This window comes from Pontibacter amylolyticus, from assembly GCF_014638845.1.
GTDB classification, from domain to species: Bacteria; Bacteroidota; Bacteroidia; order Cytophagales; family Hymenobacteraceae; genus Pontibacter; species Pontibacter amylolyticus.
On the sequence record NZ_BMFP01000007.1, the window covers coordinates 188,422 to 213,565 of the forward strand.

Genomic DNA, 25,144 nt, shown 5'->3' on the forward strand with positions numbered 1-25,144 from the left:
TATTGTCGTTTTGTGCACCGGGCAGGGTGATCTGTTTCATGGCTTCCGGGGCAAGTTAGTCTTGCTATACCTGCCAAGGGTGCGTGACAGAAACTACAGCGCTTATACCTATTGATTGGCAGAAGCCGAAAATTCCCCTCCTTAGACAAGGAGGGGCAGGGGTGGTTAGACCCGGTATTGCAAAAGAACTGTTTTAACCACGAAGCTATACCTTGAAATGGCAATAGCCAAAAGTCCCCTTCGGGGTAGGGGCCCTCTTTAATCCTGTAAATCCTGATTCTGACAAGCACTTCTTCGTATCTTTGCACCCTCAAACGACACGATCATGACGGAATTGAAACTATACGACCCGTTTCCGAACATGCAGTTCAGCGACAAGCACTGCTTTCTGTGCGGGGCCCATACCGAACCCGACAACCGAACACCTGTATTTGCGACCTGGCTACAGGACAGGTATAAGCTGCGCGACAAGGAACTGCTCCTGCTCGATAAGAGCATCACGACCTACGGTGAGCTCACCATCCCCTGCTGCGACCAATGCCATACGCAGCACGTCATTCCGCTGGAAGAGGAAATCGCTGCGGCCAGTGAGCAAGGTATAGCCGGACTGCAGGCGCTGGATCCCAGGAAGCTGTTTCAATGGATCGGAAAGATGTACTACGGCACCCTGATCACCGAACTGATCAAAGAGGCCGACCCGCTCATCATGCCGCAGAACCCGGTGAGCGAAAACCCGAAAATGCTGGGCAAGTTCCGCGAATTCTTCAAAGTGCTGCAATCGATGCGGGTTCCGATGGCTTTCTCTGATTTCCTGCCCTGCTCGCTCTTTATGTTGGAGGTAAGCCCTACCCAGGACGAGCTACCCTTTGAATATCATGATGAACTGACGACAATGGCTTTCAGTGTCAAATTGGGGCCGGTTGTGCTAGTTTGCACCTTGCTCGACAATGGCATTATCGGGAAGGCGCTGGGCAAACTTTATCGCCTCACTCAGGGGCAGCAACTGCACCCTATCCAGGTGGCGGAGTTTAAAGCGCGGGTGTTCTATGCAGCCTATATTTTTAATGTGATACCCGAGTATTTCGAGCGTCCGATCAAGCCGGGAGACACACACATCACCCTTGATACCATTATAGACGATGTGACAAATGAGGTTTTCAATCCTTGGGAAATGACCGCTTACGCGCATATGCTGGAAGAGATGCTAAAGCCTTGGGATATCCGAGAAAAAGAGATACTGGCAGACCCGACCAAGCCGATCAGTTTTCTGCTGGATGATGAGAACAACTTCAAACCGCTGGAGCGCTATCAAAAACTGAGTTAATTACTTTTTTTATACCTGATACCTTATAGAAAGGGCTCCCCGGCAAACGCCGGGGAGCCCTTTTTGATACTCTATACCTGTATAGGCTATTGCTCTATCACAAAGCTCACACTAACATTAGATGTGACAATTACTTCACCTCCGGCAATGGATGGGCCACCACTCTGTGCCATTTCCATATCCATCGACATTTTCGCGTAGCCCATGCGTGGCGAGCCGTTGGAGGTATGCTCGTTGATCGAGTACACTTTGCCCACTTTGACTCCCAACTCGGCTGTCAGGGCATTGGCTTTTTGCTTGGCATCGGCTACGGCTTTTTTACGGGCCTCGGCACGGTGCTTCTCAATGTCCGAAACTTTGAAGTAGATGTTATCGATGCGGTTCACACCATTGTCATACAAACCAGACAGCAGTTCGTCAAACTTGTTGATCTTTTTGATCACGATGGTCATCGTTTTCTGAGCCAGATAAAATTCCGGTTGCGCTTTTCCAAATTCGTTCCCTGCGTAAATGGGCTGCAGGTTGACGAAAGAAGTCTGGATGTCTTTGGCATCCACGCCCTGCTTGCGCAGATAGGCGATAATGGCGGCCGCCTGCTTATCGGTTTGCTTTCGGGCCTGATCCAGAGTCTTCTCGCGTGTTTCCACTCCCAGGGTAATCACAACTTCATTGGGCTCGAGCTTCACCTCCCCTATTCCGTTCACACTGATCAGGGGCGGCAAAACTTGTTGCTGTGCCAAAGCCGGGAACACAGTTGCCAGCATAAACATTAGGGCAACAAAGGATACTTTCATCATAGTTTTGTTAAAAAAGGTTGAAATAATCTGGTAAATATAGCTTCATGCTATATAGTCTCCAATTACAAAGGCCGTACCAGAAATGAGCTTGCACAAAAAAACCCTTCACAAGCAGGTGAAGGGTTTCTATTTAATTGTAGATAGCGACTAGGCTTCAAAGTCGAAATCCTGGTCAGCCACGTACTTGGCAACCAGCACAGCGCCGAGAGTTACAGCTCCCGCTGTCAGGATAAGCTGTGTCGTGCTCATGCGGCGCGCGCCCTGCAGCACCAGTTTGCCTACATCGTGCAGGAGTTCAGGCAGTTTGTCGTGCTTTCCCTGAAATACATGCATGGCCGACTCCACTGTCTTCGACATGTCGTGTGGCTGTAGAAGTCTGAGAGCGCTTTGTTCCTTCTTGCCCTGGCTTTGTTTGCTCTTGTCGGCATTCTGGTTGCTCTTGTTATCGTTTTCCATAGTTATGTTTCGTTTAGGTAATTAGTTCAAGTGGTTTTCTTATACGGCATTATCTGCGTCAGGATATGACCTAACCCTCGGCACGGCCTCCGTACTTAGTGATCATCTCGTTCATGCGCTGCATCAGGCTGTCGGAGTTGATCATCATGCTGGCCGGGAAGCCCACCGAAAGGTCACTGATCTCGAGCGACTTCGCGTCAGGATCGTAGTTGAAATTGGCATTGACGCCTTTCTCGTCTATGCGACCGCTGTTGCCCTGCAAATTCATGCCGTAGGTCTGCAGTTTGCTTTTTAGTTCGTTGTATGCTTCTGGCGTTACGCCGGTATAGAATGCTCTTTTTGACATAGTATTTAAATTTTTACAGATGAAGGTATAACGCACAAGATAAGACGAAGTTTACAAAAACGACCAGGTTAGGTATTTGCTTCACCCTCTCGAAAGCGCCTCACAGGTATAGACGAAGAGCAGTATGACCTATTTTTGAAAAATAATTTTGCTTCCTAAAAATCGGCTTGTATATTTGCACCCGCAATACAGTAGCACGGTCCGTTCGTCTAGGGGTTAGGACTCCAGATTTTCATTCTGGCAACAGGGGTTCGATTCCCCTACGGACTACTTGAAAGCCTCTCATTTAAACGTTGAGAGGCTTTTTTTATGCATTTCAGACACCTAAGCAGCCTCGCTCTCACCGCTGCTTCAAGAACAACGATAATATTATAAACTATTGGTAATAGGCCGGAGGCAGCTCCTGCTGCCTTTTCTATAATTTCGTTTCTCTCGACGATAGCCAGGCGGTGTTAAGAAACAGAATACATCAATTCGTCTAAAGGTTTACTAAATATATACACAGTACCTTGTAATACAAGGTACTGTGTATATATTTATACCACTTACTCCCCACATTGCCTTGGACCTAACCAACAGTCTTTGTTCATAGCATATTCGGAGTATGTAACTGCACCTGCTATAAATGGCAGCTTTATTTAATCTTCATCTTCTCTTATAAACAACTAAAACTATGACGATCAAAAGAACACTGTTGTTGCTGCTGTTTTTCTTCGGGAACATGCTATTGGCGAATGCCCAACAAACAAAAATGGTTAATGTCGGGGATCACTCGTTGGAGATGATACAGGCAGGGGATGGCGAATATACCGTGATCTTCGAATCAGGCTTCGGAACAGACTACAAAGTATGGGGCAACGTGGCTGCGGAAGTGCTGAATTTGAACCAGGTGATGCTGTATTCGAGAGCGGGAACGGGCAAGTCTGAACCAAATCCAAAACCGCAAACCCTAGAGGCAGCCGTAAAGGATCTGAGCACCCTCATTGATCAGGCAAACCTGAAACCGCCTTTCATTTTAGTGGGCCATTCGTACGGCGCCTTCATTATCCGGGCCTATGCGGCGCAGCATCCGGATAAAGTGAAAGGGCTGGTCTTTGTTGATCCGGCGCACGAGAAAATGATGCAGGAACTGAAAAAGGCAGATCCTGCCAAAGCGGTCAAAGATAGGGAACTGCAAAACAGCTTTGTGCCAGACAAGTTCAAGCAGGAGAGTGAAGCCATAAACAGGATTTTCGAAAAAGCTGTTTTGCCTGATTCCGGAAAGCTGCCACAAGTACCGACTGTGGTGCTTACCTCTGTGCAGAAAAGGGCAAACCCAGAATTGTTTCTCCATGAACCAAAAGGCGTGGAAGTATGGCGAAACCTGCACAACGATTTTTTCAGCCAGTTTACCAGCGGCGCACACGTAATAACGGCTAATAGTGGCCATAACATACATAGAGAAGAACCGGAACTGGTGATCAATGCTATCAGACAGGTAGTGCAAGCGGCAACGAAGGAAAAAGCGCGGCAAGAGCACGAAGGCAAAATGTTGGCCTTAGATAATACACTCGCTCAGGCGGATACGTACCTGAAGCAGCGAAAAGAATCCAAAGCCGAAGCAATCGTGTTTGATGGGTTAAAAGGCTCCGGATTCGGCGAGCGCACCATCAACACCATCGCCTAACAGTATCTTAATAACCCGGCCACATTGCCGGTTTCCCTGCTGATTTTCAAGTACAACACAGTGGCTTATGCTAGCTCGGCCAATGCATTCGATAGCTACGGGGAAGCCTTGTTTAAGCAAGGCAGGCTAAAGCAGGCTGAAGAGCAGTTCCAGAAAGCCATTGAACTTGCTAGTGCTGCAAATGACGCCTCCACGCTTAAAATCAGCCGGAACAACCTGGAGAAGATCAATCAGCTAAAAAGGTCTAAATGACTTAAAAGGTTGCAACAACTATCTGTTCTTCAGCTCCTCTCCCATGTAAAGATACGCTTCTAGAACAGCCAGATCCCTGTGGATAAATTTCGATAATTCACTCCTTTTGTCTACGAAAGAGCCGCTTCAGATAAAACTGGAGCGGCTTTTTTGGTTCGATAATTTCCCTCTTCGGTTTTGAATTTTACTATTATGCCACTTGTGGTATCTCACTTCTTCAATCACATCACCCTACCACCTTATTTAATTTCCAGCGCTTCATTAATAATTTACTGACTCTTGACTTCTCCAGATTACTTACCTCAGGATTACTCCTTTTCAAAGATTTTCTTCCGGTGGTTTATTCCCCAATCCTTCAAGGCGTAGATGATAGGAGACAGGGTATCAGCATAGGGTTCCGGCTTATACAAGATCTTGACCGGGTAGTCCTCTACCACTACGCGCTTGATTAAGCGGTGCTGCTCCAAGTCCTTCAGTTCCTTTGCCAGCACCTTCGGTGTGATTCCCGGAATACTCTCCTGTATATCAGTGAACCGCTCATTTCCAGTCGTGACAGAGATAATAATAGGCAATTTCCATTTGCCATTGATCACGTCAAGTGCATCCCGCACCGGCTTCACCGTGTTTAGGCAATCATTGCATGCTTTTTTTGCTGCCATTGCTCGCTTGATGATGTTATTCACTTTCCTTTGGGAAAGCACTATACAAAGGAAAGTATCTTTCCATAACTTTGCAACATATTTTATCAGGGCCCACTGAAGAATCTAAACAGCGAAGCCCAATACTTATCCATGGAGCAGTAACAGTGTGGGTAGAGAAAAGGATCAATAGTAATCGGTATGCAAAATAGAAAGAAGTTAAAGCTGGCGGCCAATATTGATGGTCTGGGATGGAATCATGTGGGCTGGCAGCACCCCGATATGCCGGCTGACGCCAGTGAGAACATTGATTATTATATCCAACAGGCAAAACTAGCCGAAGCAGCCAAGTTTGACACGCTCTTTTTGGTCGACGTGAGCCATGTCGGCCCGGGAAACATCCCCCATTACCTGAGCATGTTTGAAGGTGCTTCCGTCATGTCTGCCCTCAGTATGCACACCCAAAAAATCGGATTATCTGTTACCGTGTCCACTTCCTATGCCGATCCATACAGTGCAGCCCGACAAATCCTGTCACTGGATAAGATAAGCAGGGGTCGCGCGTCTTTAAACGCTATTACTTCAAACCCGGGAGGCATGGTCAACTTCAGTCGAGGTCATCTAGGCAAGTCAGACCAATACCCCATGAATAAAGAATTTATGGAAATCGTGTTGGGCTTGTGGGATACCTATGAAGACGATGCTTTTATCCGGGATAAGGGAAGTGGCGTGTTTTTAGATCCCCGAAAAATGCATCGGGTGAATTACCGGGGAAAATATTTTCAGGTAGACGGGCCTTTGAATCTTAGTCGTTCGGTTCAGGGGCGACCTGTATTATACACAGCAGGTACTTCGCCCACGTTTATGGATCATGCCACCAGCTATACAGACGGTGTATTTACCCATGGCAATACACTGGAGCAAACAGTGGCAATCGCCAACGAATTAAGACGCCGATTAGTTGAAAAAGGCAGAAGGGCTGAAGATTTTATCGTGTCAGTCTCACAAAATCCAATCGTTGGCAGGACAGATCAGGAAGCCCTGGAAAAATACCTGGAACTGTTACGGTTAACTCCAAAAAACAGCCTCCCGCGTCCACTCTTTTTTGGATCAGCCGAGAAAGTTGCTGATCAGGTGCAGCAATGGTATGAGAAAGGCGCAATAGATATGTTGATTCTCCGGCAGGACCATCCCCATGGCTTGCGGGATTTTATCCAATTGGTCGTACCTATTCTACAGGAACGCGGCATATTCCGCACGGAGTATGAAGCTGATACACTGAGAGGCCATCTGGAGTTGCCTAAGCCCGCTTTCAGGGAAAGCTAATTGGCTGGCTATACCAATGTACACCTATAAAAAGTTTTCAAAATTTTGAGTGGGTTACATCAGTTTTGGTATATACTGCTAAACTTTCCTGTATGAACCATAAAGAATGCGTTAGTACATTAATAGACCTTTAAAAAAGAAAATATGAAAACAGGAATCATTGGAACAGGTGCTATTGGAAGCATCCTGGCCCAAAAACTCTCAGCTGCAGGTCATCAGGTAAAAGTGACCAACACCCGGGATATGGCCACGCTTAGAAAGATAGCTGCCAATTTGGGTGCCGAGGCAGCCACTATTGAGGACGTGGTAAAAGATGTGGATGCTATCATTTTCTCTATCCCTTTCAAAGCATATAAAGACCTGCCAAAGAATCTGCTTCAGGACGTACCCCAGGAGGTCATTATTATGGATACCTCCAATTATTACCCATTTCGGGATGGCGAGCTGCCTGGCTTAGAAGGCAAGACGGAAAGTGAATACATTTCAGAAACTTTGGGAAGACCGGTTATTAAGGTGTTCAACAATATAATGGAGTACACCTTGAAGCATAAAGGGAAGCTGGCCGGTGAAGAAGGAAGAATTGCCATTTCGGTTGCCGGCGATAATGAGGCGCATAAAAAAGTGGCTGCTGAACTGGTTAACCAGGTAGGTTTTGACACAGTGGACGGCGGAAGTCTTGCTGAATCATGGAGACAGGAACCGGGTACGCCCGCCTATTGTACTGAACTGAGCAAAGCAGAACTGAAACAGGCGATTGCTGCAGCCAAAAAGGGAGAAGCCCCTGCAGCTCGGGATGCTGTCATGGAGAAATTCATGCATGCAAAGACCTTCCCCTCGCATGATGAAATAGTAGCCATCAATCGATCAGCTTACGCAGTAGATCAAGAGTAGGTCTTTTTGCTATTTGAACTGTACTGAAGGGCTGTTATCAGCATCGTTGTGTACTCACTTGTGCGGATAGTAGTGGTTACAGGCAGTATGCCCGGTACCTGCTAAACCGCAAGGCTAAGTGCCTGGAAGATCGAACATGACTAGTCAACTAATTAGTAATAATCAGCTGTACCTGGTTAGCAGAAACGAACAAGAATTGAATACCATGAAACATAACATTGCCTATTCCATTTTAGAACTTGCCATTGTATCGCAGGGGGAAACCATACAAAAGACCCTGCACAATTCATTGGCATTGGCAAAAGAAGCGGAAGCACATCACTACAAACGTATTTGGTTTGCCGAACATCATAACTCGGACAATATTGGCAGTAGCGCCACATCCCTGCTCATAGGTTACGTGGCCGAAAACACCACCACTATCCGGGTAGGCTCAGGTGGGGTGATGCTTCCCAATCATTCGCCTTTGATTGTAGCCGAGCAGTTTGGTACGCTCGCTCATCTATACCCAAACCGCATTGATTTAGGGCTCGGAAGGGCCCCCGGCACCGACCAGGCCACTGCTCGTGCTATCCGGTCAGACTTTATGGAGGCTGCCCATTCTTTTCCCGGGGAAATAGAGAAAATTCAGCAGTATTTTTCTGTAGAAAATAAGACTGCCAAAGTAAGGGCTCCCATTGCAGAAGGGACCGAAGTTCCTATTTACGTATTGGGCTCGACGACTGATAGCTCCCATATTGCGGCTGAAAAGGGATTGCCCTACGCTTTTGCGAGTCATTTTTCATCCACGCATCTACACAACGCCTTGCGAATATATGAACAGGAGTTTCAGCCTTCCGGGGTTTTAGAGAAACCCTATACCATTGCCGGGGTGAATGCATTAGTGGCCGATACAGATGAAGAAGCGGAAAAACTGTTCACCTCTTTGATCAGAATGTTCGTGGGTGTGTTAACCGGATCCAGAGACCCCTTGCATCCCCCAACCGAAATGACCGAAGAGTTGAATGAAATATTACAACATCCAACTTTACAGCAAATGCTCCGGTATTCTTTTGTCGGTAGTAAGCAAACGGTAAAAACGCAGATTCAGGAATTTCTGGAAGAAACGGGGGTGGATGAATTGATCACTGTGTCCACCATGTACGACATAAATGACCGCCTAAAATCTACCAGACTATTTGCAGAAATTATGAAGGAGATAAATGAAAACAGGTAAAAGGAGGCGAGGCACCATTTAGAAGAAACTAGGCTGTAGTAATACAGAGCTAAAGCTTTATTTAGAACAATTATCTTAATGCTCCTATCCTATTCCCAGAAAATCACTTAAGGATGTCAGATTAGTGTGGAAAAAGTTCGATAATTCACTCCTACGGACTACAAAGAAGCCGCTTCAGGTATACCTAGAGCGGCTTCTTTTATGCGCGTCGGAGAATTTTCGCATGCTAAAGCATTCTCTTCTCTTTTGCGCTTTATGCAACCTACAGTTTCAGGCACCTTAATTCAGAGACCGGTAGGATTGACTTCTATCAGAGGGTGCGTTACGTAAGGTTCTTGATAAAGGAAGTACCCTCTTTAAGCTCCGTGGCTAGTTGTTGTATGGTGGTGTTCTGAAACACATCCCGCAGGGACTCACGTGCTACTTTAAATTTGTCATGCATGGGGCATGGGTGGGTCTCCGAGCACTTTTTCAAACCCAGTCCGCATTCCCAGAAAACGGCCATGCCGTCTATGGCATTCACGATGTTGATAACAGGTTGCTCGAGCTGGTATTCATCGATGAAAAACCCACCATAAGGTCCTTTTAAAGAAGTAATGATCCGGTGCTTGTTGAGGATTTGCAGTATCTTGGCTGTAAAAGCCTCAGGTGCATCTACCTCTCTAGCTATGTCTTTTACGTTCAGTTTTACCCCTTCCCCAGCTTTCGAGGCAATATAAACTGCTGCTCTGATGCCATACTTACATGCCTTAGAAATCATATTTTCTCACCATTTTAAATATCCTGCGCAAACATAAAGTATAACTACTTAATAAAGGATAGAAAACTTTATGCACCTGACTCTGATCTATACCTGGTCGTAATGCTACAACAGCTATTAGAATTATGGATTTACTACTTCCGCTTTACTGGCTGTTGATAAAATTTATCTGCGCACCGGCAGCTAATACAACGGTGGCAGCAAAGTCTTCCAACACATGCAGGCTGTGCGGCTCTTTAGCTGGAATATGCAAAGTAGAACCTGACCCCAGTTCAACTTCTCTTTCCTGAAGTTTCAGCACTGCTTTGCCTTCCCTGATAACCAGGAATGCATCTGACGAGGCATAATGCCGCGGCATCTCCTCACCTTTGGCTAAGTTAACGCTCAATACTTTGTAAGAAGCATTGGCATGAATTTCTTTCATTTCCATTTCATCTTCGTAAGATCTATTATAAAAAGTTAACCGTAGCGGTAGCTGTTTATACCAGCGTTATCTTGTCGGTTCCCTTCAGCCCATCGATACGCCTTTCGAAGTTAGTTGCCATGATCAAAGCTCTTTTCTTCGCCTCCTCGGCCATCGGGCCTTCAAAATAAGTATCAACAGTACCGATGAAAAGGGAGAGCCAGCGCTCAAAATGCTCCCCTTCCACAGGCATGGTGGCATGCTTGGCAAAGGGGTTACCGGTATAGCCTTTTACCCCGAACAGCGCGGCGTTCCAGAAGGTATACATCTTCTCCAGGTGCGGCTTCCAGTAGGTATTGAGCCTGAATAGAAAAATGGGCGCCAGCAGCTCATCGTTGCGGACCAAGGTATAGAACTCATCTACCAATACTTTTATATCCTCCAGCCCGGTTATATCGTGTTTTTGTGTCATCTTTAAATTGTAAATTGTGTGATAAGGTAATACAGGGCCCAGCCGCCAAACAGGATATGCAGGATCCAGACCCAGTTGGGAATGCTGCGCGGCGTTTCACTGCCTTCTATCAGAAACACTTTCTGGTCGCCCTTGCCGTAAGCGCTTATCATGATGGGCAGTACGCCGTCTACTACTTCGTTCTCCGAAATGCCTTCCACGTTTATGTCCGGTCCGTTACGCACTACAAAGGGAATTTTGCGAATGCCCTCCCTGCCCGACGGGTCTTTGCTGACGATGCGCAGGGTATGTTCTCCGTCTACCAGTTTCCGGGTATCCAGCTCAAAGTTGATGGGTGATCTGAAGGAGCCGACAGGCTGCGGATCGTCGTCCACAAATATTATTACAGAGCTTTTGTCTTCCATTCTGTCAGAAATCTAATACGGTTCTTTTGATATGGTCCTCACCTTTTTCGCCCGGACGCACCAGCCACTTGATGCTAAAAAACAAACAAAGCACCACAATAACCACCGTAGCCCAGACCAGGACATAGTCCCAGTCACTCTGCGGTCCTGCGCCGTGGCTGATGCCCTGCAGCACCTTGGGTTGTTGCTTCTCACACACCGGACAAGCAAAAGCTGCCAGGCTAAGGAGGGTGGCGAGAACCGTTAACAGGAATGTTTTCATAGGTCAGTTCTTCTTTTAATCTTTTGTTCTCCAGTATTTGTTTGCCTGTGCAATTGTCTGAAATTCTACTGCAATTACGTGAGCCGATGCAATCAACTGCTCTGTATCGGAAGCGTACGCCGCCCGAAGCTGTTGCCGTATACCGGCATCCGGCTGGATAGCGCCTATGGATTTCCGGGCTAGTTTTATAGCGAGTTGCCGGCCTTCAAAAGGCGTGGCAGTAATAAGGCTTGGCAGGTAATCTTCTTCTTGGTTTTGCATGGGTACGATCTTGATTTGAGGTGTACTTTTAGTTTCTCTATTTCTTGGCCGTCTGTTTCAGAAGGTCCATGATCTTCTGGACTTCTTCCACCGGCACCTTGCGCGCGCTGTTGCCCCAACTGGTGCGTTCGTGGTTGATGATGGCGGTTACCTCCGCAGCAGACAATTTCATGTTTGTGCCGATGGCCGGCATGGACGCAAACTCCGGCCGGGCATCGTAGCCGTTCATCACCACATCAATCAGCACCTCGGGGTTATCGTCCAGTACAATACTGCTGCCTTTCAGGGGCGGAAAGGCTCCTTTAAGGCCCTCGCCGCTGGCCTGGTGGCAGCTCTGGCAGTTGGCCGCGTAAAGCGCAGCGCCATCCAGCCCCATGTCTTCACCTCCACTTGCACCCGCCTTAGCTTTTACTTCCCGCTTGTACAGGAACTCCGGCGCGGCCATAGCGCCGGGCAGCTCCGCCTGCTTCAGCGACTGCAAGTAGGCTACCAGGTTCAGGGCGTCTTTGGTTGCCACAATTTTGCCTTTCACACCCTTCCGGAAAGCATCAGGCACGGGAACCTCTACATCCCCTTCCACCAACTCGGCTTTCTCTTCGAACAGCCATGGGTAAGCCGGCATAATCGACTCCGCTACCACAGCACGCGGCTGGTAGAGGTGCAGCAGGTTCCATTCGGCGCTGGGTTGGCGGTTGCCTACATCGGTTAAGTCAGGGCCGGTGCGCTCGGTCCCCATCAGGGTGGCAGTATTGCGCCATAGATCGGTGCGTCGTTCATCGGCATAATCGGCGGCAATGCTGGGGCGCTTGCCCCATACCTTGTCCATATCGAGGTTGCGCACCTGCTGGGTATGGCAGGCCACGCAGCCGTTCGCCACATAGAGCGCCTTGCCAGCCAAGGCGGCCTCACTCAGGGCCTCTTCGGTTGGCAGCGGGCTGTTATTGTTCTGGTTGCTGATGGCGGGCATGATAGCCACCAGCATGGTGAGCACAACGAACAGACCGAGTGCCGTAAAGTATAGTTTCCTGTAGTCGTTAAAAAAGTCCATCATATGCTGTGTGTGTGCTAAAGAGCAACTGTTAGGAATTTAATGGGTAGTGCTATTGTCTGGTGCTTTCATTTATCGAGAATATCCACCAATTCATAGTCGTTCGCATGTAGCTTCTTGATGGCTTCTTCGTTGATGTTCACCGTTTTGCGCGGGTTTATCATCTGGTACATATTGTAGGCGAACACCAGGTGCGATACCCACATCAGCGAACCGCCAATGGCACGCCACAACCAGTAAGGGGCCATCATGGTCACACTTTCGATAAAAGGCAGTCCTTCCATCCACATCAGACCGCGCATGGTACCGCCCCACATCAGCGGGATGGTATAGAACATCATCCCGATAAAGGCCATCCAGAAATGAATGCCCACCGTGATCTGGGGCGGTTCCTGGCGCGTAAGCCGCGGCACAATGGCATAGATGCCACCCCACAGAAAGAAGGCAATGATGCCGTACATGGTTAGGTGCGAGTGCGCCACCGTGAAGTCCGTGAAGTGCCACATCAGGTTGGTGCTGCGAAAAGCTTCTGCCGTGCCCTGCAGTGAGCCCGTGAAGTAGAAGATGATGCCGACAATGAAGAAAGGCAAGGTATAGCTGCCGGCCACTTTATGCCAGGCTCCCCGGAAGGTCATTATAAAGTTGGTGGTGCCGGACACGACCGGTATAATCATGCCGGCACTGCCCACAATCGCCACCGTCTGCAGCGACCAGGGTATAGCGCTGAACACAAAGTGGTGCGTTCCGATCAAGGTATAGAAGAATATCTGCGACCAGAAGGCCAGTATCCCTAAACTATAGGAATAGATGGGTTTGTTGAGCTGCTGCGGCAGGTAATAGTAGACCAAACCGAGCGTGAAGAGCATAAACCACATGCCCACACCCTGGTGCATGTAGTAGCCCTGGATGATGGTTTCGCCGAGTCCGTTCTGGAAATTGGGCAGGTAGGCCACAATAGAGATTACGATCGCAAACATCACCGCCGCTACAATGTACCAATTCGATACATAGATTTCCGTTGTTTTGCGATTAGCAACCGTTCTCAGATAATTAACCAGCGTGATCACCAGGCCGATGCCGAACAGCAACTGAATGGGCCAGATGTACTCGCGGTACTCGCCCCCGCCGTTGTTAATGCCCGCCATCAGCGCGCTGGTGCCCAGCACAACCGATGCATTGATGAGGATAAGCGACCACCACCCACTATTCAGGCTGTGTATCTGGATGTTACTTACCCGCGGCACCACATAGTAGCCCAGCCCGAGCATGGCCAGCGACGACCAGCCCCAGAACACCGCATTGGTGTGCACCGGACGCAACCTGCCAAAGCTCAGCCAACTCACCTGGTCCACATCCGGGGCCACGAACTTAATGCCGATATACTCTCCTACCGATGTTCCGAAGACAAGCCAGAACGTGGCAGTGCCCAAAAACCAAAGTATAAGTTTTGAGAGCGCCGGGTCGATGCCGGGCCGTACAATGGCCTTGCGTTTGGCTTCTATGAAACGGATGTTGGCCCGCTCGTTAATGCTGCTTAAAAGGCCCCTGGAGTCCTCCGGAGAAAAAGGCCCTGATAGCTCCTTATTATTCAGGTGATAATCCTGGTGTAGCCTGTCGTTCTGCAGCGCTTCCAGCTGCTCCACATTCAATGTCTTCAGGTATGCAGCGAAACGGGTGGCCTCCTCTGCGTCTTTTTTGTTCTGAATATTCCTGAAGAGTGCGTTCGCCTTCACCGCCAGCAGAAAAAGGGCGGCGACAACAGGTATAATCAGCAAGGTGATGGTGATCAGGATACCCGGCAAACTGAACAGACCGCTGTCACCGGCGCTCCCTGACTGGGCGAAGGTGGCAGTCGGAAGGAGGATAGAAGTTGTTAGCAGTATGACGTAAAAGTGCTTTGAACGTTCTTTTGGGATTTTATCACTTCCTTGTTTCGGCATGGCAGCAGGTTTTAAGGTGCACATGTTCTAAAGGTACGAAAATAATCTATAAAGGATAACTTTGTCCTTTATAGATTATTTCAATTGTTTTATTTTCCTTCTTACTCTTCGATCGGTCTTAATCGAAGATAAATCCTTGTGGAGAAAGGTCGCTAATCTAATCTTGCGGTCTACACAAAAAAGCCTCACCAGGTGTACCTGGTGAGGCTTTTTTGTGCTCGGTTACTCTACTTAGGCTTCACTCCCCTTCCTTTGGCTAAGCACCAGTGCAGACTTGCCTGATCTTGCCGACCTGAACAACAAAAGCACCATTGCCAACTGTAGCAAGAATGCGTTGCTAGATGGCTTAAACTTGCTCAACAAAATCCTGAAAGACTTTTTTATGAAGCTCCAGGTCCAGATCAGGAGATAGCGCGACACGGGCGATATAATCTTTGTCGTCTTCTTTCGTCGTGCCCTGCGTGGACGTGGCAGGTATTGTCCAATAGCACCCTTTTAATTGCCCATAGCTCACACAGTATTTACTTTCATGGGGAATTTCATTGATCATTAAATTGATCAATTTCAGGTTCAACGCTCTTTTATAAGTTTCCCTTTCTTCATCCGTATTTCCTTTGGTAGGAAGATCGAGTGAAAATACGGATGGCGTGAATCCTTCTTTTGCCAATTCTTCTGAAACGAAATTGATTTTCGCCTCGGGCAGCGTCTCCTGGATGAAATTTACAAACGCACGCGTATTCCTGTAGGCATCTGCAATCCGTTGGTTCATGGATGGCAGTTGCTCTGCCAGTATCTCCATCTGAAGATCCGTGGCCTCGTTGTCGCAAAGTATCAGGTGCTGCTCTATCTTTTCCAGCAAAGCTTCGGCTTTTGTGTTCGCAACGCAGTAGCCGGCTGTACATTTGCCTCCACTTGGGAATTTCGATCCGCTGGCGTAGGAAATGGTCCTGATGGTGGAGAGGACACTGTCCTCACTCACAAACTGCACGTTAGGGCAGAATGTCTGATCTAAAATAAATACCGGATCAATGGCCACTTCACCGCTGGCAGTCTTGCGCTCCTTGCGTAGCACGTCTCTCAATTTATCGAGATCCGGCACTTCCACTCTTGGGTTCGTTGGAATCTCAGCGATAATGTAAGGGACTGCATTTTCTTTAGCAATCTTATCCAACACAGTGTCAATGCTTTGCACCATATCATGGTCGCCATCAACCAGTAGGTCTACTATTTCAACATTTTCAATACAAGCAGCCACTCGTCTTGCCTGGTCGTTTGTGCCACCATAGCAGTTTGGAGGCACAACAAACTTAATAGCCTTCCCTTTATGTTGATCCAGCGCATCGTGCACCAGCCCCATCATGATCGCATATTGAACAGACAGTCCGGAAGAACCAACCAAGGCGCCTGTATTTGCACCGGTGATCTCTTTAAGAGAATCTAAGACACGCGCTTTGCTTATGTCAGCGTTACTTTTCTCATACTCAGAAGATGACTTTCTTATAAGCTGCTGCAAAGCAGAAAGACAATCGGCCGGGGTCATGGCAATGGTTTCTCTTCTTCGCACATGCTGAATTTCTGAAACGTACCCCTCGTTTTGCTTTCCGTTTACCAACACAATACTTCCCAAGCGGGGATGCACTTTTACAATGAAGTCAATGTTTGGGGGGAGGACAGCATGACCAATTTCATTTTCCTGTGAAACGAAAATGGTGCTGCCGTTAAACTCCGGAACCGCTTCTGCTTTCTCAACCTGCTTTAAGTCAAATTTGTACCCGTAAACACGCTTTAGCACTTCAGCATCAAAAGCATCCGGTAACTCGCCGGTATAAATGATCTGGGTATCCCGATGATCCAGCAAGTTTTTTCTCAGCACTGCCAGGATTGGGGCCGTCTTCGATGAAAAACTGACTACATTTTGGGGTTTCAGATCATTCAACTTAGCAATCGTCCATTCCAGAACTGAAGACAGTGGATGGCCCAGCCGGATATAATCGAAAGCGGTTGGTAATTCACTCAGGGCTGTTGTTGTTGCATTGCCGTCTTTAAATAGGCTCTCAAACTGATCTAAGAATTGGGTTTTGGCTAATTGTTCTTCATAAATATCCAGACGATGAGTTGTTAACTTCAACCAGTCAGCTGGCATGTTTTCTATAACATCTTGTATATAATTAAGCACTTTATTTCCTTCCATAATTTTTCTCTTGGGACAAGCTTATAAAATACAAAGTAGTAGAAAATATAACTTCCTGCCTAGTTTAAAATGGTGGATAGATAGCTAAACCGACACGACCATTTACTCAGGGGGTTTTCTACACGAATGGAAGGGACAGCATATTCTTCTGAAAAGGAAAGGAAGAAGTTTAGTCTTTGGTTATAGGTAGCTGATCACTTTCACCATCATGTTTCGATGCATTGCGTTTAGCCTTTTTTGCCGCAGCTTTAAGAGACTCCTGATGTTTCTTCCTCTCCAAGAATTCTTTCTGGCGCTGCTTTTTCTGTTGGTCTCTTGCTCTGGTACTCATAGCTGATATTATTTTTACAGTATCTAATTTTTTAACCCTGCTGAGCCTTAATTCCTATTGCATTGTTGTATGTACGCTTTAACGAAATTAAATTATTTTCTGTATTTTACCTTAGCAGCAGCCCCTGTTTAGTGATCATCTCGGGAGCGCAAACCAAAAGCCAAGAAGAAGACCCGGCAAAAAGACAACCACCAGTTACTGCAACATCTCAGTAGACTCCTAGTCTCCTATACCTGATATAATTATATCGATGCCAATGGCGCCCAAGAAAATGCCGCAACACTAACTGCTCTAACATCAGCTCAAGGATTGAAATCGTACCAGCGGCTACCTACAGGACACCATGCCAGTCGCTAGCCCAATTACATTGATAGAAGCAAAGCCGTTCTAGAGTAGCTCCGTCGCATGCTTTCTTATGTTCATGTTCTCAGTTACAATCTGGCCGTCAAACAGATTGACTATTCGGTGCGCATATTCTGCATCGGAAGGCGAGTGTGTCACCATCACAACGGTGGTACCTTGTTCATTTAATTCGGAAAGCAGCGCCATTACTTCACGGCCATGCACCGAATCCAAGTTACCTGTTGGCTCATCGGCAAGTATAAGGCTCGGGTTGGACACCGTGGCACGTGCAATAGCTACCCGTTGCTGCTGTCCACCTGATAATTGTTGAGGGAAGTGTGAGCGGCGGTGCGCAATGCCCATGCGCTCCATGGCTTCTGTTACACGGCGCTCTGTTTCAGATTTGGAGACTCCCAGGTAGGCCAAAGGCAGTCCAATATTTTCTTCCACAGTAAGTTCATCAATCAGGTTAAAGCTTTGGAAAACGAAGCCCAGGTTTTGCTTTCTGATTTTAGCTCTTTGGCGCTCACTTGCTCCGGCTATCTCCTGACCTGAGAACCGCAGGCTACCGGATGTGGGGTTATCCAATAAACCAAGGATATTTAACAAGGTGGATTTGCCACAACCCGATGGTCCCATAATAGCAACGAACTCCCCTTTTGCAATTCGCAAACTAACACCAGCAAGGGCAGTAGTTTCCACCGTATCCGTTACATACTTCTTCTGAAGATTCTCGGTCTCAATGATTAGTTCTTTGTTGCTCATGTTGATGGGTTATTTAGTGTTTATTATTTCTTATTCTTATTGGCTCTGAATGCGTTAGCAAAAGTCCTGAAGGATAAAATTGATCGTCTATCTTTTAGCTTGACTGATTCCTGCAACACCCCTCCCTTTTCTTTTTACTTCAGTTCAAGCCTGTCGATGTCGCCGTAACTTTCATATGAAGACAGCACCACTTTTTCGCCGGGTTGCAAGCCATCTATTACTTCATAGTATTGTGGGTTCTGTCGTCCAAGCTTAATAGGCCGCTTCACGGCAAACTCTCCGGATTTATCTACCACAAATATCCAATTGCCACCCGTGCTCTGATAGAAACCTCCGCGCGGTATTAAGACTGCCCTGGCTCCACCGTTCAGATTAAGTTTGAGCTGGAGCGTCTGTCCACGGCGTATACCTTGCGGGGCACCATCCATGAATTCCATGTCTACTCTGAATGTATTGTTCTGCACTTCCGGAAACAGCTTCGCCACCTTTACCTGATGTGAAGTACCATTAAAATCGAAAGTGCCTGTCAAGCCGGGAAAAATGCGTGAGATGTAATGCTGATCCACGCTGGCATTCACTTTATACCCATCCAGGTCATCTATCTGCCCTATGTTCTCTCCCGGTGATTTGGACTCCCCCACTTCTGCTCTTAAAGTAGAAAGCTGCCCGGCTATCGGAGCAACCACATAGAGGTTATTGAGGGTGCCCCTGGCCATGTTAATGTTTGCCGTCATTCTACTGATAGACTCGTCCAGCTGACGCAGGCGCTCTTTCATCAGTTGCGTGTCCTGTTTCACGGAGCGGTCTGCCAGCGCGCGTCGCTTGCTTTGATACTCGTACAGGTCTTTGGATGCTTCATACTCTTCCTGCGAAATCACCTTCTCGGCAATCAGGAGCTTATTCCTGTTATAGGTTCTTTCTGCCAGGGCTAAGTTGTATTCAATCTCAGCTAGTTCATTCTGCTTCCGGATCAGGTCCTGCTTCATGGAGATTTCAGAATTCTGGCGTTCGTTCATCAGGTCGTAAAGCTGTGTTTCGCGCGTCATGAAATCTATTTGCAGGGTAGTGTTGGAAAGCTTTAGGATCGTATCACCCTTCTCTACCATGCGACCATCATCTGTATAAATCTTCTCCACGCGGCCGCCTTCTGTTATGTCAAGGAAAAAAGACTTGAGCGGCTCTACTGTTCCGTCAATAGCTATAAACTCCTGAAACAAGCCATTTTGTGTCGTTCCGATGGTAACACGGCTGGTATCTACATTTAATTTTGATGTTTGATCTGCAAAGAGCAGGTTGTAGAGCACGATGACCAATACAAGGGCAGCACCAGCTATCAGGGCAATTTTTTTAGGGGTGGGTTTCTTTTTCTCTAGAACGCGGTCCATGGTAAACGGCTTGGTTAATCCTGTTGGTTCTGCTCTGCCAATTAATATGCCACAACAAGCAAATAACTGATTATCAATTAATTAAACACAAATATAGTAAACACTGATAGGTATAGTGTGCGTTACCGTACAGTCAAGTGTCTGCTACCGTACAGCTGACAACTTTAAGAGCAGTAATGTCAGTTTGTCTATACCTAATCTACCCTTAGATTCCTTACCGGATCTGAAGTTGCCGCTTTTATGGCCTGAACACTGATGGTCACAAATGCCAGCAGGGCTGCTACAATTCCGGCGGCCAGGAATATCCAGACAGGTATATCGATGCGGTAAGCGAAATCCTGTAGCCATGTCTGCATAGCATACCAGGCAACCGGAAAGGCAATGAGTGCGGCTACAACCACCAGCTTAAGAAAATCCTTTGAGAGCAACATAACGATGGACGACGTTTCAGCGCCAAGTACCTTCCGGATGCCTATTTCTTTTTTCCGACGCTCTGCAGCATAGGCAGCCAAACCAAACAGCCCCAGGCAGGCGACGAAAATGGCGATGGCTGTAAAAATGGTCAGCAGTGACTTCAGCTTATCTTCTGCCTTATACATTTTCTCAAAGTTATCATCCATGAAAATGTATTCCATCGGGTAATCAGGCGAGAATTTGTCCCAGACACCCTGGATATGCGCTATAGAACCGGCTACATTCTCAGTATCCATTTTTACGGCTACTTTCACGTAAGCTCCAGGGTATATTTGCAGTACCGTTGGATCTACTTTGTCATATAAACTCTTAAAATGGAAGTCTTTTACAACACCGATTATTTTTCCTTCCCTTAAAGAATCCTGGTTATCCCAGGTTGGCCACAGCAATGTTTGCCCTAAAGCTTTCTCCGGCGTTTCGAAGCCTAGTTCTCTCACGGCCGTTTCGTTTATCATAAAGGCCTGATCAGCATCTGTTTTAAAGTCCTTTGAGAAAGGCCTGCCGGCTACCAGTTTAATATCCAGTGTGTTTATATAGTTGAAGTCGACCATCAACAGCGTCGTAGCATGCCGGACCTGTTCTCCATTTCGCGGCACAATTACGCCATCACCTGCCGTCGCATCACCCGGGAAACCATAGCCCATCGAAACGTCCTTTATACCTGCCCCTTTCAGTAACTCACTTTTGAACGTTTCATGGTTGGTGAACATGTTATCTCCCCTCATCTGGAAAAACATGATCTGCTCCCTGTTAAAGCCCAAGTCCTTGTTGTGCAGGTACCCTACCTGCTTATAAACGACACTGGCACTTATGATCAGGAAAATAGACAAGGCAAACTGTACCACAATCAACCCGTGCCGCAACCACTGGATTCTACCTACTGTACTGTCCACCACAACGGCGCTTTTCAGAACTTTTACAGGCTGAAAACCAGATAAAACCATTGCCGGATAAAGCCCAGCCAGAATACCAACCACCAGTGTCAGGCCAATCAACAGTAAAAGCAGGGATGGGTTCGTGAATACGTTGAAGTCCATTTCCTTACCCGTGAAGGCATTTAGGGAAGGCAGAAGCAGGGAAGTGAGTGCAGCAGAAAAAATGACACTGATGAGTGTCAGCAACACGGTTTCGCTAAGGAACTGTAACATTAACTGGCTCCGGCTGGCACCAATGGCTTTTCGTACACCCACTTCTTTGGCGCGCTGCAAAGACTTGGCTGTTGCCAGGTTCACAAAATTAAAACAGGCAATGAGTAAGATAAAGATGGCTATGACGCTCAGTGCCTTTACATAAGTAATGTTACCCTTAATCGATTGATCAAACTTAAAGCCTGCGGAATACAGGTATACCTCGTTCAGGGGCTGTAGGAACGGCAGATATTTATATGGCTGATTCGTGTCCTCATCAATTTGTTTTGCTACGATGCCCCTGAATTTTGCCTGAGCCGACTGTGAATCAGCTCCCTCTTTCAACTTTACATAGGTATAAAACTGCTGCCATCCCCAGGATTTCATACGCTCGGCGGGTAACTCCGCTGCTGCCATGGGAAGCACAAAGTTGACAGGCAAATGAAATCTTTCGGTAGTACTAAAAACGCCTCTTACAATAAAAGGCTGTTTGTCTAAAGACACTTTCTTACCGACAGGATCTATGTCTCCGAACACCCGCTCTGAAAACGCATCAGAAATAACAACGGAAGAAGGATCATCCAGGGCCTTTTCGGGAGAGCCATACTTGAACGGAAGCTGAAAGATTTCGAAGAACTCAGGATCGGCAAAGAAGCGTCCTTTTTCATAAATACTCTTGTCCCCCACCTCTACCAGGTTGTTCGCGTCAAATTGCAGCATCAGGATGCGTACAACCTTATCCACTTCCGGTATACTTTCCTCTAAAGTAGTTCCGAACATGGGTGGAACAACCGCCAAGACAGAACCTGCTTCCTGGGCCGAAATATCATTGTATACGCGGTATACGCGCTCCCCTTCCGGAAGAAATTTATCGTACTGCAGTTCATCGTGCACAAACAAGCCGATCAGCAAACAGGCAGTCAAGCCTAACGCCAGTCCTGCAATATTGATAACAGTGAATCCCTTGTGGCGGAACAGGTTCCTGTAAGCGGTTTTAAAATAATTTCTGAACATACGAGGATGGCTTAACAGTTCTGGAATTCATTTATGATTTTAATAGCGCTGGTTTAAGGCAAACTCACATCATCAGAACAAATGCCAAAACTACATATACCTCATAATCAGCGCATTAATTATAACAACAAAACAATATCGTGCAGATCCGTGCGATCAGTGTGCGAAAACGCACATCTTAAAAAGAGCAGAATGGTTCTACTGCTTCAAAATCAGCGTATTGTATTAATGGCATAATTGTAGTTTATTCCGTTGCTGTATACTTTTCCATTGCTATACACTTTCGCTTATGCAATTAAAGAAGGCTTCTATTCTGGTGGTTGATGACGACACAGATGTACTGACTGCCGTCCGGCTATTACTAAGGCCGCAGGTAAAGGAGATTGTCACGGAGAAGAACCCCGAACATATCCCTTCCATCTTAAAGGAGAAAACATTCGACCTTATCCTGCTGGACATGAACTTCGTCAGTTCCATCAACACAGGCAACGAAGGTTTATTTTGGCTAAAAAAGATAAAAGAGCTGAAGCCTGACACAGCAGTCATCATGATAACGGCTTACGGCGACATCGACCTGGCGATACGTTCTCTAAAGGAAGGCGCATTTGACTTTGTAGTGAAGCCATGGCTCAACGAAAAACTGATCGGTACCATTCAGGCTGCCATTTCCGCCAAAGCGAACGGTACGAAAACCACTGGTTTTGCGCCCTCTTCTACTGTGCCTGCCTTCGATTTACTGGGCGAATCCGAAGCAATGCAGGCGATCTTTGTCAAGATCAGAAAAATAGCGCCAACAGATGCCAACATCTTAATCCTGGGTGAGAACGGAACAGGTAAAGAACTTGTGGCCAAGGCTATACACCAGCATTCGCTACGGGCTGACAAGCCCTTTGTAAAAGTGGATGTAGGGGCGCTGACAGAATCCCTTTTTGAATCGGAACTGTTCGGACATAAAAAAGGCGCTTTCACGGATGCAAAAGAAGATCGGGCGGGCAGGTTTGAAACTGCCAAAGGCGGTACGATCTTTCTGGATGAAATAGGCAATATATCCCTGCAGCAACAGTCTAAACTGCTCAGCGTTTTGCAGAACAGACAGGTGATCCGGGTAGGCGCCAATGAGCCGATCGACATTGACGTTCGCCTGCTCTGCGCAACCAATATGTCGCTGGCAGATCTGGCAAATAACGCGCATTTCCGGAAAGATCTCATCTATCGGATCAACACCGTGGAAATTACGATTCCGCCACTCCGCAAGCGAGGGAACGACATTATTCTGCTGGCAAAGCATTTTATGAAAGTGTACGCCGGAAAATACATGAAACCAACGCTTGAGTTGACTAAGCCAGCGCAGGAAAAGCTGCTGCGCTACCATTACCCGGGCAACGTGCGGGAGCTTCAATATGCCATTGAACGGGCCGTGATTATGGCGGACAGCGAATTGTTATCCGCGGAAGACATTCTTTTCTCACCGATAGAAACCCCACCTGCTACTGAGGCTACTGTAGTGGAAACAAACCTGGAAGAGCTGGAAAAGACCACTATCAACCTCGTGTTGGAGCGGCATGGTGGCAACATGACGAAAGCAGCCAAAGAATTGGGTATAACGCGCACCGCTCTCTACCGCCGACTGAATAAGTATGAACTTTAACAATTATGAATCAAAGCTTTCTCTACGGGTAGTACTCCTGGTGATTACCCTAAGTATGCCGGCTTTCCTGCTTCTAAAGCAGTGGTCAGAAGCGCTTGTTTTTATACTTCCTGTTATCATTTTCCAGGTATATGAACTGATTCAGTTTCACAAACGGGCACAGGCAGAATTTCAGCAATTCATACAGTCCATCCATTACCGCGACTTTTCAATTTTCTTTGACGAGAGCCATGCACCTTCAGACCTGAAGATACTCAGACATGGGTTCAATGAGATCAGCTCTACTTTCAAATCCATCAGCCTCGAAAAGCAAACACAGTATCAGAACCTGCAGAAAATAACCGAGCTAATAGACACCGGCATTATGACGTATGCACTTGATAGCGGTGATATTTTGCTGATGAACGAATCCCTTAAGAATTTGCTTCATGTGCCTCACATGAAGTCGGTGCATGCGCTTGAGAAAAGGGATTTGGGCTTATACCTGGAAGTGCAGCAATTACAACCCGGACAGACCAAAATAGCCACTGCTCATACAGCTCAAAGAGATAAAAGAGCTATAAAAGTGCTCTTATCCGCCGCTACCTTCCAGAATGAGGGGATACAGTATAAATTGGTCGCTTTTCAGAATATAAATGAAGCCCTGGACGAAACAGAATCGCAGGCGTGGCAAAAGCTTCTGAACGTGATGACGCATGAAATCATGAATTCAGTGGCACCAATTTCTTCACTGGCTGATACCCTGAAAAACAGGTTGCAGCATTCTATTACCACCGGTATAAAACAGGATGACGTGGAAGATCTTGAGATAGGTATAAGTACGATCAAACGCAGAAGTGAGGGCTTATTAAGATTTGCTGAAACCTACAGAAACCTGAATAAGATAACCACGCTGAATTTAGATAAGGTATACGTTCGGGAGCTGTTTTCCAACCTCTCCCGCTTAATGCAACCAACGCTCGCTCAAAAAAACATCAGCTTGGAAATCAATTTAAAAGATCAGGATTTAGCCCTTCAGGCAGATCCTACCCTGCTGGACCAGGCGCTGATCAATCTGGTTGTGAACGCTATCGATGCTGTAAAAGACCGTATCGATCCTGTGATAACTTTATCTGCATTGAAGGCCTCGAATGGAAAAATCGTGATCAGGGTATCCGATAACGGAAAAGGCATGTCAGAGGAGGTTCAGGAGAAAATCTTTATACCTTTCTTCAGTACCCGAAAACAAGGCAGCGGCATCGGCCTTAGCTTGTGCAAGCAGATTGTGATGTTGCATAACGGCACCATTCAGGTACAGTCTGAAGAAGGAGAAGGCACAACTTTTATACTTCGTTTTGGGTAAGTTTAGCCATCCGGAGACTCCCGGTTTACCGGACAGGACAGCCATGTATAGTTCAACGGATTA

Annotated in this window: 25 protein-coding genes and 1 tRNA gene; 9 read left to right on the forward strand and 17 right to left on the reverse strand. The window is 47.0% G+C overall.

Going from position 1 to position 25,144, the window contains the following annotated elements; genetic code table 11:
- The first annotated feature begins 325 nt into the window (after nt 1-325).
- Nucleotides 326-1,324 (forward strand): hypothetical protein, encoded by a 999-nt coding sequence (locus tag IEV97_RS17195; RefSeq protein WP_229734009.1) that lies wholly within the window; start codon nt 326-328, stop codon nt 1,322-1,324.
- An 86-nt stretch (nt 1,325-1,410) separates the two neighbouring features.
- On the opposite strand, the gene IEV97_RS17200 is transcribed toward IEV97_RS17195, so the two are convergent.
- The 3 genes from IEV97_RS17200 to IEV97_RS17210 all read right to left on the reverse strand — a co-directional run bounded on the left by IEV97_RS17200 (nt 1,411) and on the right by IEV97_RS17210 (nt 2,923).
- Nucleotides 1,411-2,121 carry an SIMPL domain-containing protein gene (locus IEV97_RS17200; protein ID WP_188502723.1) on the reverse strand — a complete coding sequence of 237 codons (711 nt, stop codon included), beginning with the start codon at nt 2,119-2,121 and terminating at the stop codon, nt 1,411-1,413.
- Nucleotides 2,122-2,268: 147 nt separating this feature from the next.
- On the reverse strand, nt 2,269-2,577 hold the full coding sequence (locus tag IEV97_RS17205; protein WP_188502724.1) for a hypothetical protein: 309 nt from the start codon (nt 2,575-2,577) through the stop codon (nt 2,269-2,271).
- A 70-nt stretch (nt 2,578-2,647) separates the two neighbouring features.
- The gene (locus IEV97_RS17210) at nt 2,648-2,923 is read right to left on the reverse strand and encodes a hypothetical protein (protein WP_188502725.1); all 276 of its coding nucleotides are present in this window, start codon (nt 2,921-2,923) and stop codon (nt 2,648-2,650) included.
- Between the two features lie 198 nt (nt 2,924-3,121).
- Between IEV97_RS17210 and IEV97_RS17215 the strand changes: the two genes are divergently transcribed.
- The 3 genes from IEV97_RS17215 to IEV97_RS17225 all read left to right on the forward strand — a co-directional run bounded on the left by IEV97_RS17215 (nt 3,122) and on the right by IEV97_RS17225 (nt 4,841).
- A tRNA-Glu gene (locus IEV97_RS17215) sits at nt 3,122-3,193 on the forward strand.
- A gap of 403 nt (nt 3,194-3,596) precedes the next feature.
- Entirely contained in the window at nt 3,597-4,589 is a 993-nt protein-coding gene (locus IEV97_RS17220; protein ID WP_188502726.1) for an alpha/beta fold hydrolase, read from the forward strand.
- A 24-nt stretch (nt 4,590-4,613) separates the two neighbouring features.
- Nucleotides 4,614-4,841, forward strand: coding sequence for a hypothetical protein (locus IEV97_RS17225; RefSeq protein ID WP_188502727.1), 228 nt, complete (start codon nt 4,614-4,616; stop codon nt 4,839-4,841).
- Between the two features lie 308 nt (nt 4,842-5,149).
- Here IEV97_RS17225 and IEV97_RS17230 read toward each other — a convergent pair whose 3' ends face one another.
- Nucleotides 5,150-5,500 (reverse strand): winged helix-turn-helix transcriptional regulator, encoded by a 351-nt coding sequence (locus IEV97_RS17230; protein WP_188502728.1) that lies wholly within the window; start codon nt 5,498-5,500, stop codon nt 5,150-5,152.
- 180 nt (nt 5,501-5,680) lie between these two features.
- Between IEV97_RS17230 and IEV97_RS17235 the strand changes: the two genes are divergently transcribed.
- From IEV97_RS17235 to IEV97_RS17245, 3 genes are all read left to right on the forward strand, one after another.
- A complete protein-coding gene (locus IEV97_RS17235) occupies nt 5,681-6,805 on the forward strand; it encodes an NtaA/DmoA family FMN-dependent monooxygenase (RefSeq protein WP_188502729.1) in 1,125 nt (374 codons plus the stop codon).
- A gap of 144 nt (nt 6,806-6,949) precedes the next feature.
- Nucleotides 6,950-7,696 (forward strand): NADPH-dependent F420 reductase, encoded by a 747-nt coding sequence (locus IEV97_RS17240; protein ID WP_188502730.1) that lies wholly within the window; start codon nt 6,950-6,952, stop codon nt 7,694-7,696.
- Nucleotides 7,697-7,901: 205 nt separating this feature from the next.
- Nucleotides 7,902-8,912, forward strand: a complete 1,011-nt coding sequence (locus IEV97_RS17245) for an LLM class flavin-dependent oxidoreductase (protein ID WP_188502731.1) — start codon at nt 7,902-7,904, stop codon at nt 8,910-8,912.
- 322 nt (nt 8,913-9,234) lie between these two features.
- Here IEV97_RS17245 and IEV97_RS17250 read toward each other — a convergent pair whose 3' ends face one another.
- The 13 genes from IEV97_RS17250 to IEV97_RS17310 all read right to left on the reverse strand — a co-directional run bounded on the left by IEV97_RS17250 (nt 9,235) and on the right by IEV97_RS17310 (nt 22,091).
- A complete protein-coding gene (locus tag IEV97_RS17250; protein WP_188502732.1) occupies nt 9,235-9,672 on the reverse strand; it encodes an RrF2 family transcriptional regulator in 438 nt (145 codons plus the stop codon).
- A gap of 145 nt (nt 9,673-9,817) precedes the next feature.
- Nucleotides 9,818-10,102 carry a cupin domain-containing protein gene (locus tag IEV97_RS17255; protein WP_188502733.1) on the reverse strand — a complete coding sequence of 95 codons (285 nt, stop codon included), beginning with the start codon at nt 10,100-10,102 and terminating at the stop codon, nt 9,818-9,820.
- A 49-nt stretch (nt 10,103-10,151) separates the two neighbouring features.
- Entirely contained in the window at nt 10,152-10,547 is a 396-nt protein-coding gene (locus IEV97_RS17260; protein WP_188502734.1) for a group III truncated hemoglobin, read from the reverse strand.
- 2 nt (nt 10,548-10,549) lie between these two features.
- Nucleotides 10,550-10,951 carry a cytochrome C gene (locus IEV97_RS17265; protein WP_188502735.1) on the reverse strand — a complete coding sequence of 134 codons (402 nt, stop codon included), beginning with the start codon at nt 10,949-10,951 and terminating at the stop codon, nt 10,550-10,552.
- A 4-nt stretch (nt 10,952-10,955) separates the two neighbouring features.
- Nucleotides 10,956-11,213, reverse strand: coding sequence for a hypothetical protein (locus IEV97_RS17270; protein WP_188502736.1), 258 nt, complete (start codon nt 11,211-11,213; stop codon nt 10,956-10,958).
- 15 nt (nt 11,214-11,228) lie between these two features.
- Entirely contained in the window at nt 11,229-11,474 is a 246-nt protein-coding gene (locus tag IEV97_RS17275; protein ID WP_188502737.1) for a hexameric tyrosine-coordinated heme protein, read from the reverse strand.
- A 37-nt stretch (nt 11,475-11,511) separates the two neighbouring features.
- Nucleotides 11,512-12,525, reverse strand: a complete 1,014-nt coding sequence (locus IEV97_RS20285; protein WP_229734010.1) for a cbb3-type cytochrome c oxidase subunit II — start codon at nt 12,523-12,525, stop codon at nt 11,512-11,514.
- A 65-nt stretch (nt 12,526-12,590) separates the two neighbouring features.
- A complete protein-coding gene (locus IEV97_RS17285; RefSeq protein ID WP_229734011.1) occupies nt 12,591-14,462 on the reverse strand; it encodes a cbb3-type cytochrome c oxidase subunit I in 1,872 nt (623 codons plus the stop codon).
- A 346-nt stretch (nt 14,463-14,808) separates the two neighbouring features.
- Nucleotides 14,809-16,653 carry a PLP-dependent aminotransferase family protein gene (locus IEV97_RS17290; protein WP_188502738.1) on the reverse strand — a complete coding sequence of 615 codons (1,845 nt, stop codon included), beginning with the start codon at nt 16,651-16,653 and terminating at the stop codon, nt 14,809-14,811.
- Between the two features lie 169 nt (nt 16,654-16,822).
- On the reverse strand, nt 16,823-16,984 hold the full coding sequence (locus tag IEV97_RS17295) for a hypothetical protein (RefSeq protein WP_188502739.1): 162 nt from the start codon (nt 16,982-16,984) through the stop codon (nt 16,823-16,825).
- Nucleotides 16,985-17,371: 387 nt separating this feature from the next.
- The gene (locus IEV97_RS17300; protein WP_229734012.1) at nt 17,372-18,091 is read right to left on the reverse strand and encodes an ABC transporter ATP-binding protein; all 720 of its coding nucleotides are present in this window, start codon (nt 18,089-18,091) and stop codon (nt 17,372-17,374) included.
- 134 nt (nt 18,092-18,225) lie between these two features.
- Complete coding sequence (locus tag IEV97_RS17305) at nt 18,226-19,476, reverse strand: efflux RND transporter periplasmic adaptor subunit (protein ID WP_188502740.1); 1,251 nt, start codon at nt 19,474-19,476, stop codon at nt 18,226-18,228.
- A 194-nt stretch (nt 19,477-19,670) separates the two neighbouring features.
- Nucleotides 19,671-22,091 (reverse strand): ABC transporter permease, encoded by a 2,421-nt coding sequence (locus IEV97_RS17310; protein ID WP_188502741.1) that lies wholly within the window; start codon nt 22,089-22,091, stop codon nt 19,671-19,673.
- A 289-nt stretch (nt 22,092-22,380) separates the two neighbouring features.
- Here IEV97_RS17310 and IEV97_RS17315 point away from each other — a divergent pair, with 289 nt between their 5' ends.
- Both IEV97_RS17315 and IEV97_RS17320 read left to right on the forward strand, forming a co-directional pair.
- A complete protein-coding gene (locus tag IEV97_RS17315; RefSeq protein ID WP_188502742.1) occupies nt 22,381-23,739 on the forward strand; it encodes a sigma-54-dependent transcriptional regulator in 1,359 nt (452 codons plus the stop codon).
- Nucleotides 23,729-25,081 carry a sensor histidine kinase gene (locus IEV97_RS17320; protein ID WP_188502743.1) on the forward strand — a complete coding sequence of 451 codons (1,353 nt, stop codon included), beginning with the start codon at nt 23,729-23,731 and terminating at the stop codon, nt 25,079-25,081. The genes IEV97_RS17315 and IEV97_RS17320 overlap by 11 nt, the downstream gene beginning before the upstream one ends.
- The last annotated feature ends 63 nt before the right edge of the window (nt 25,082-25,144 follow it).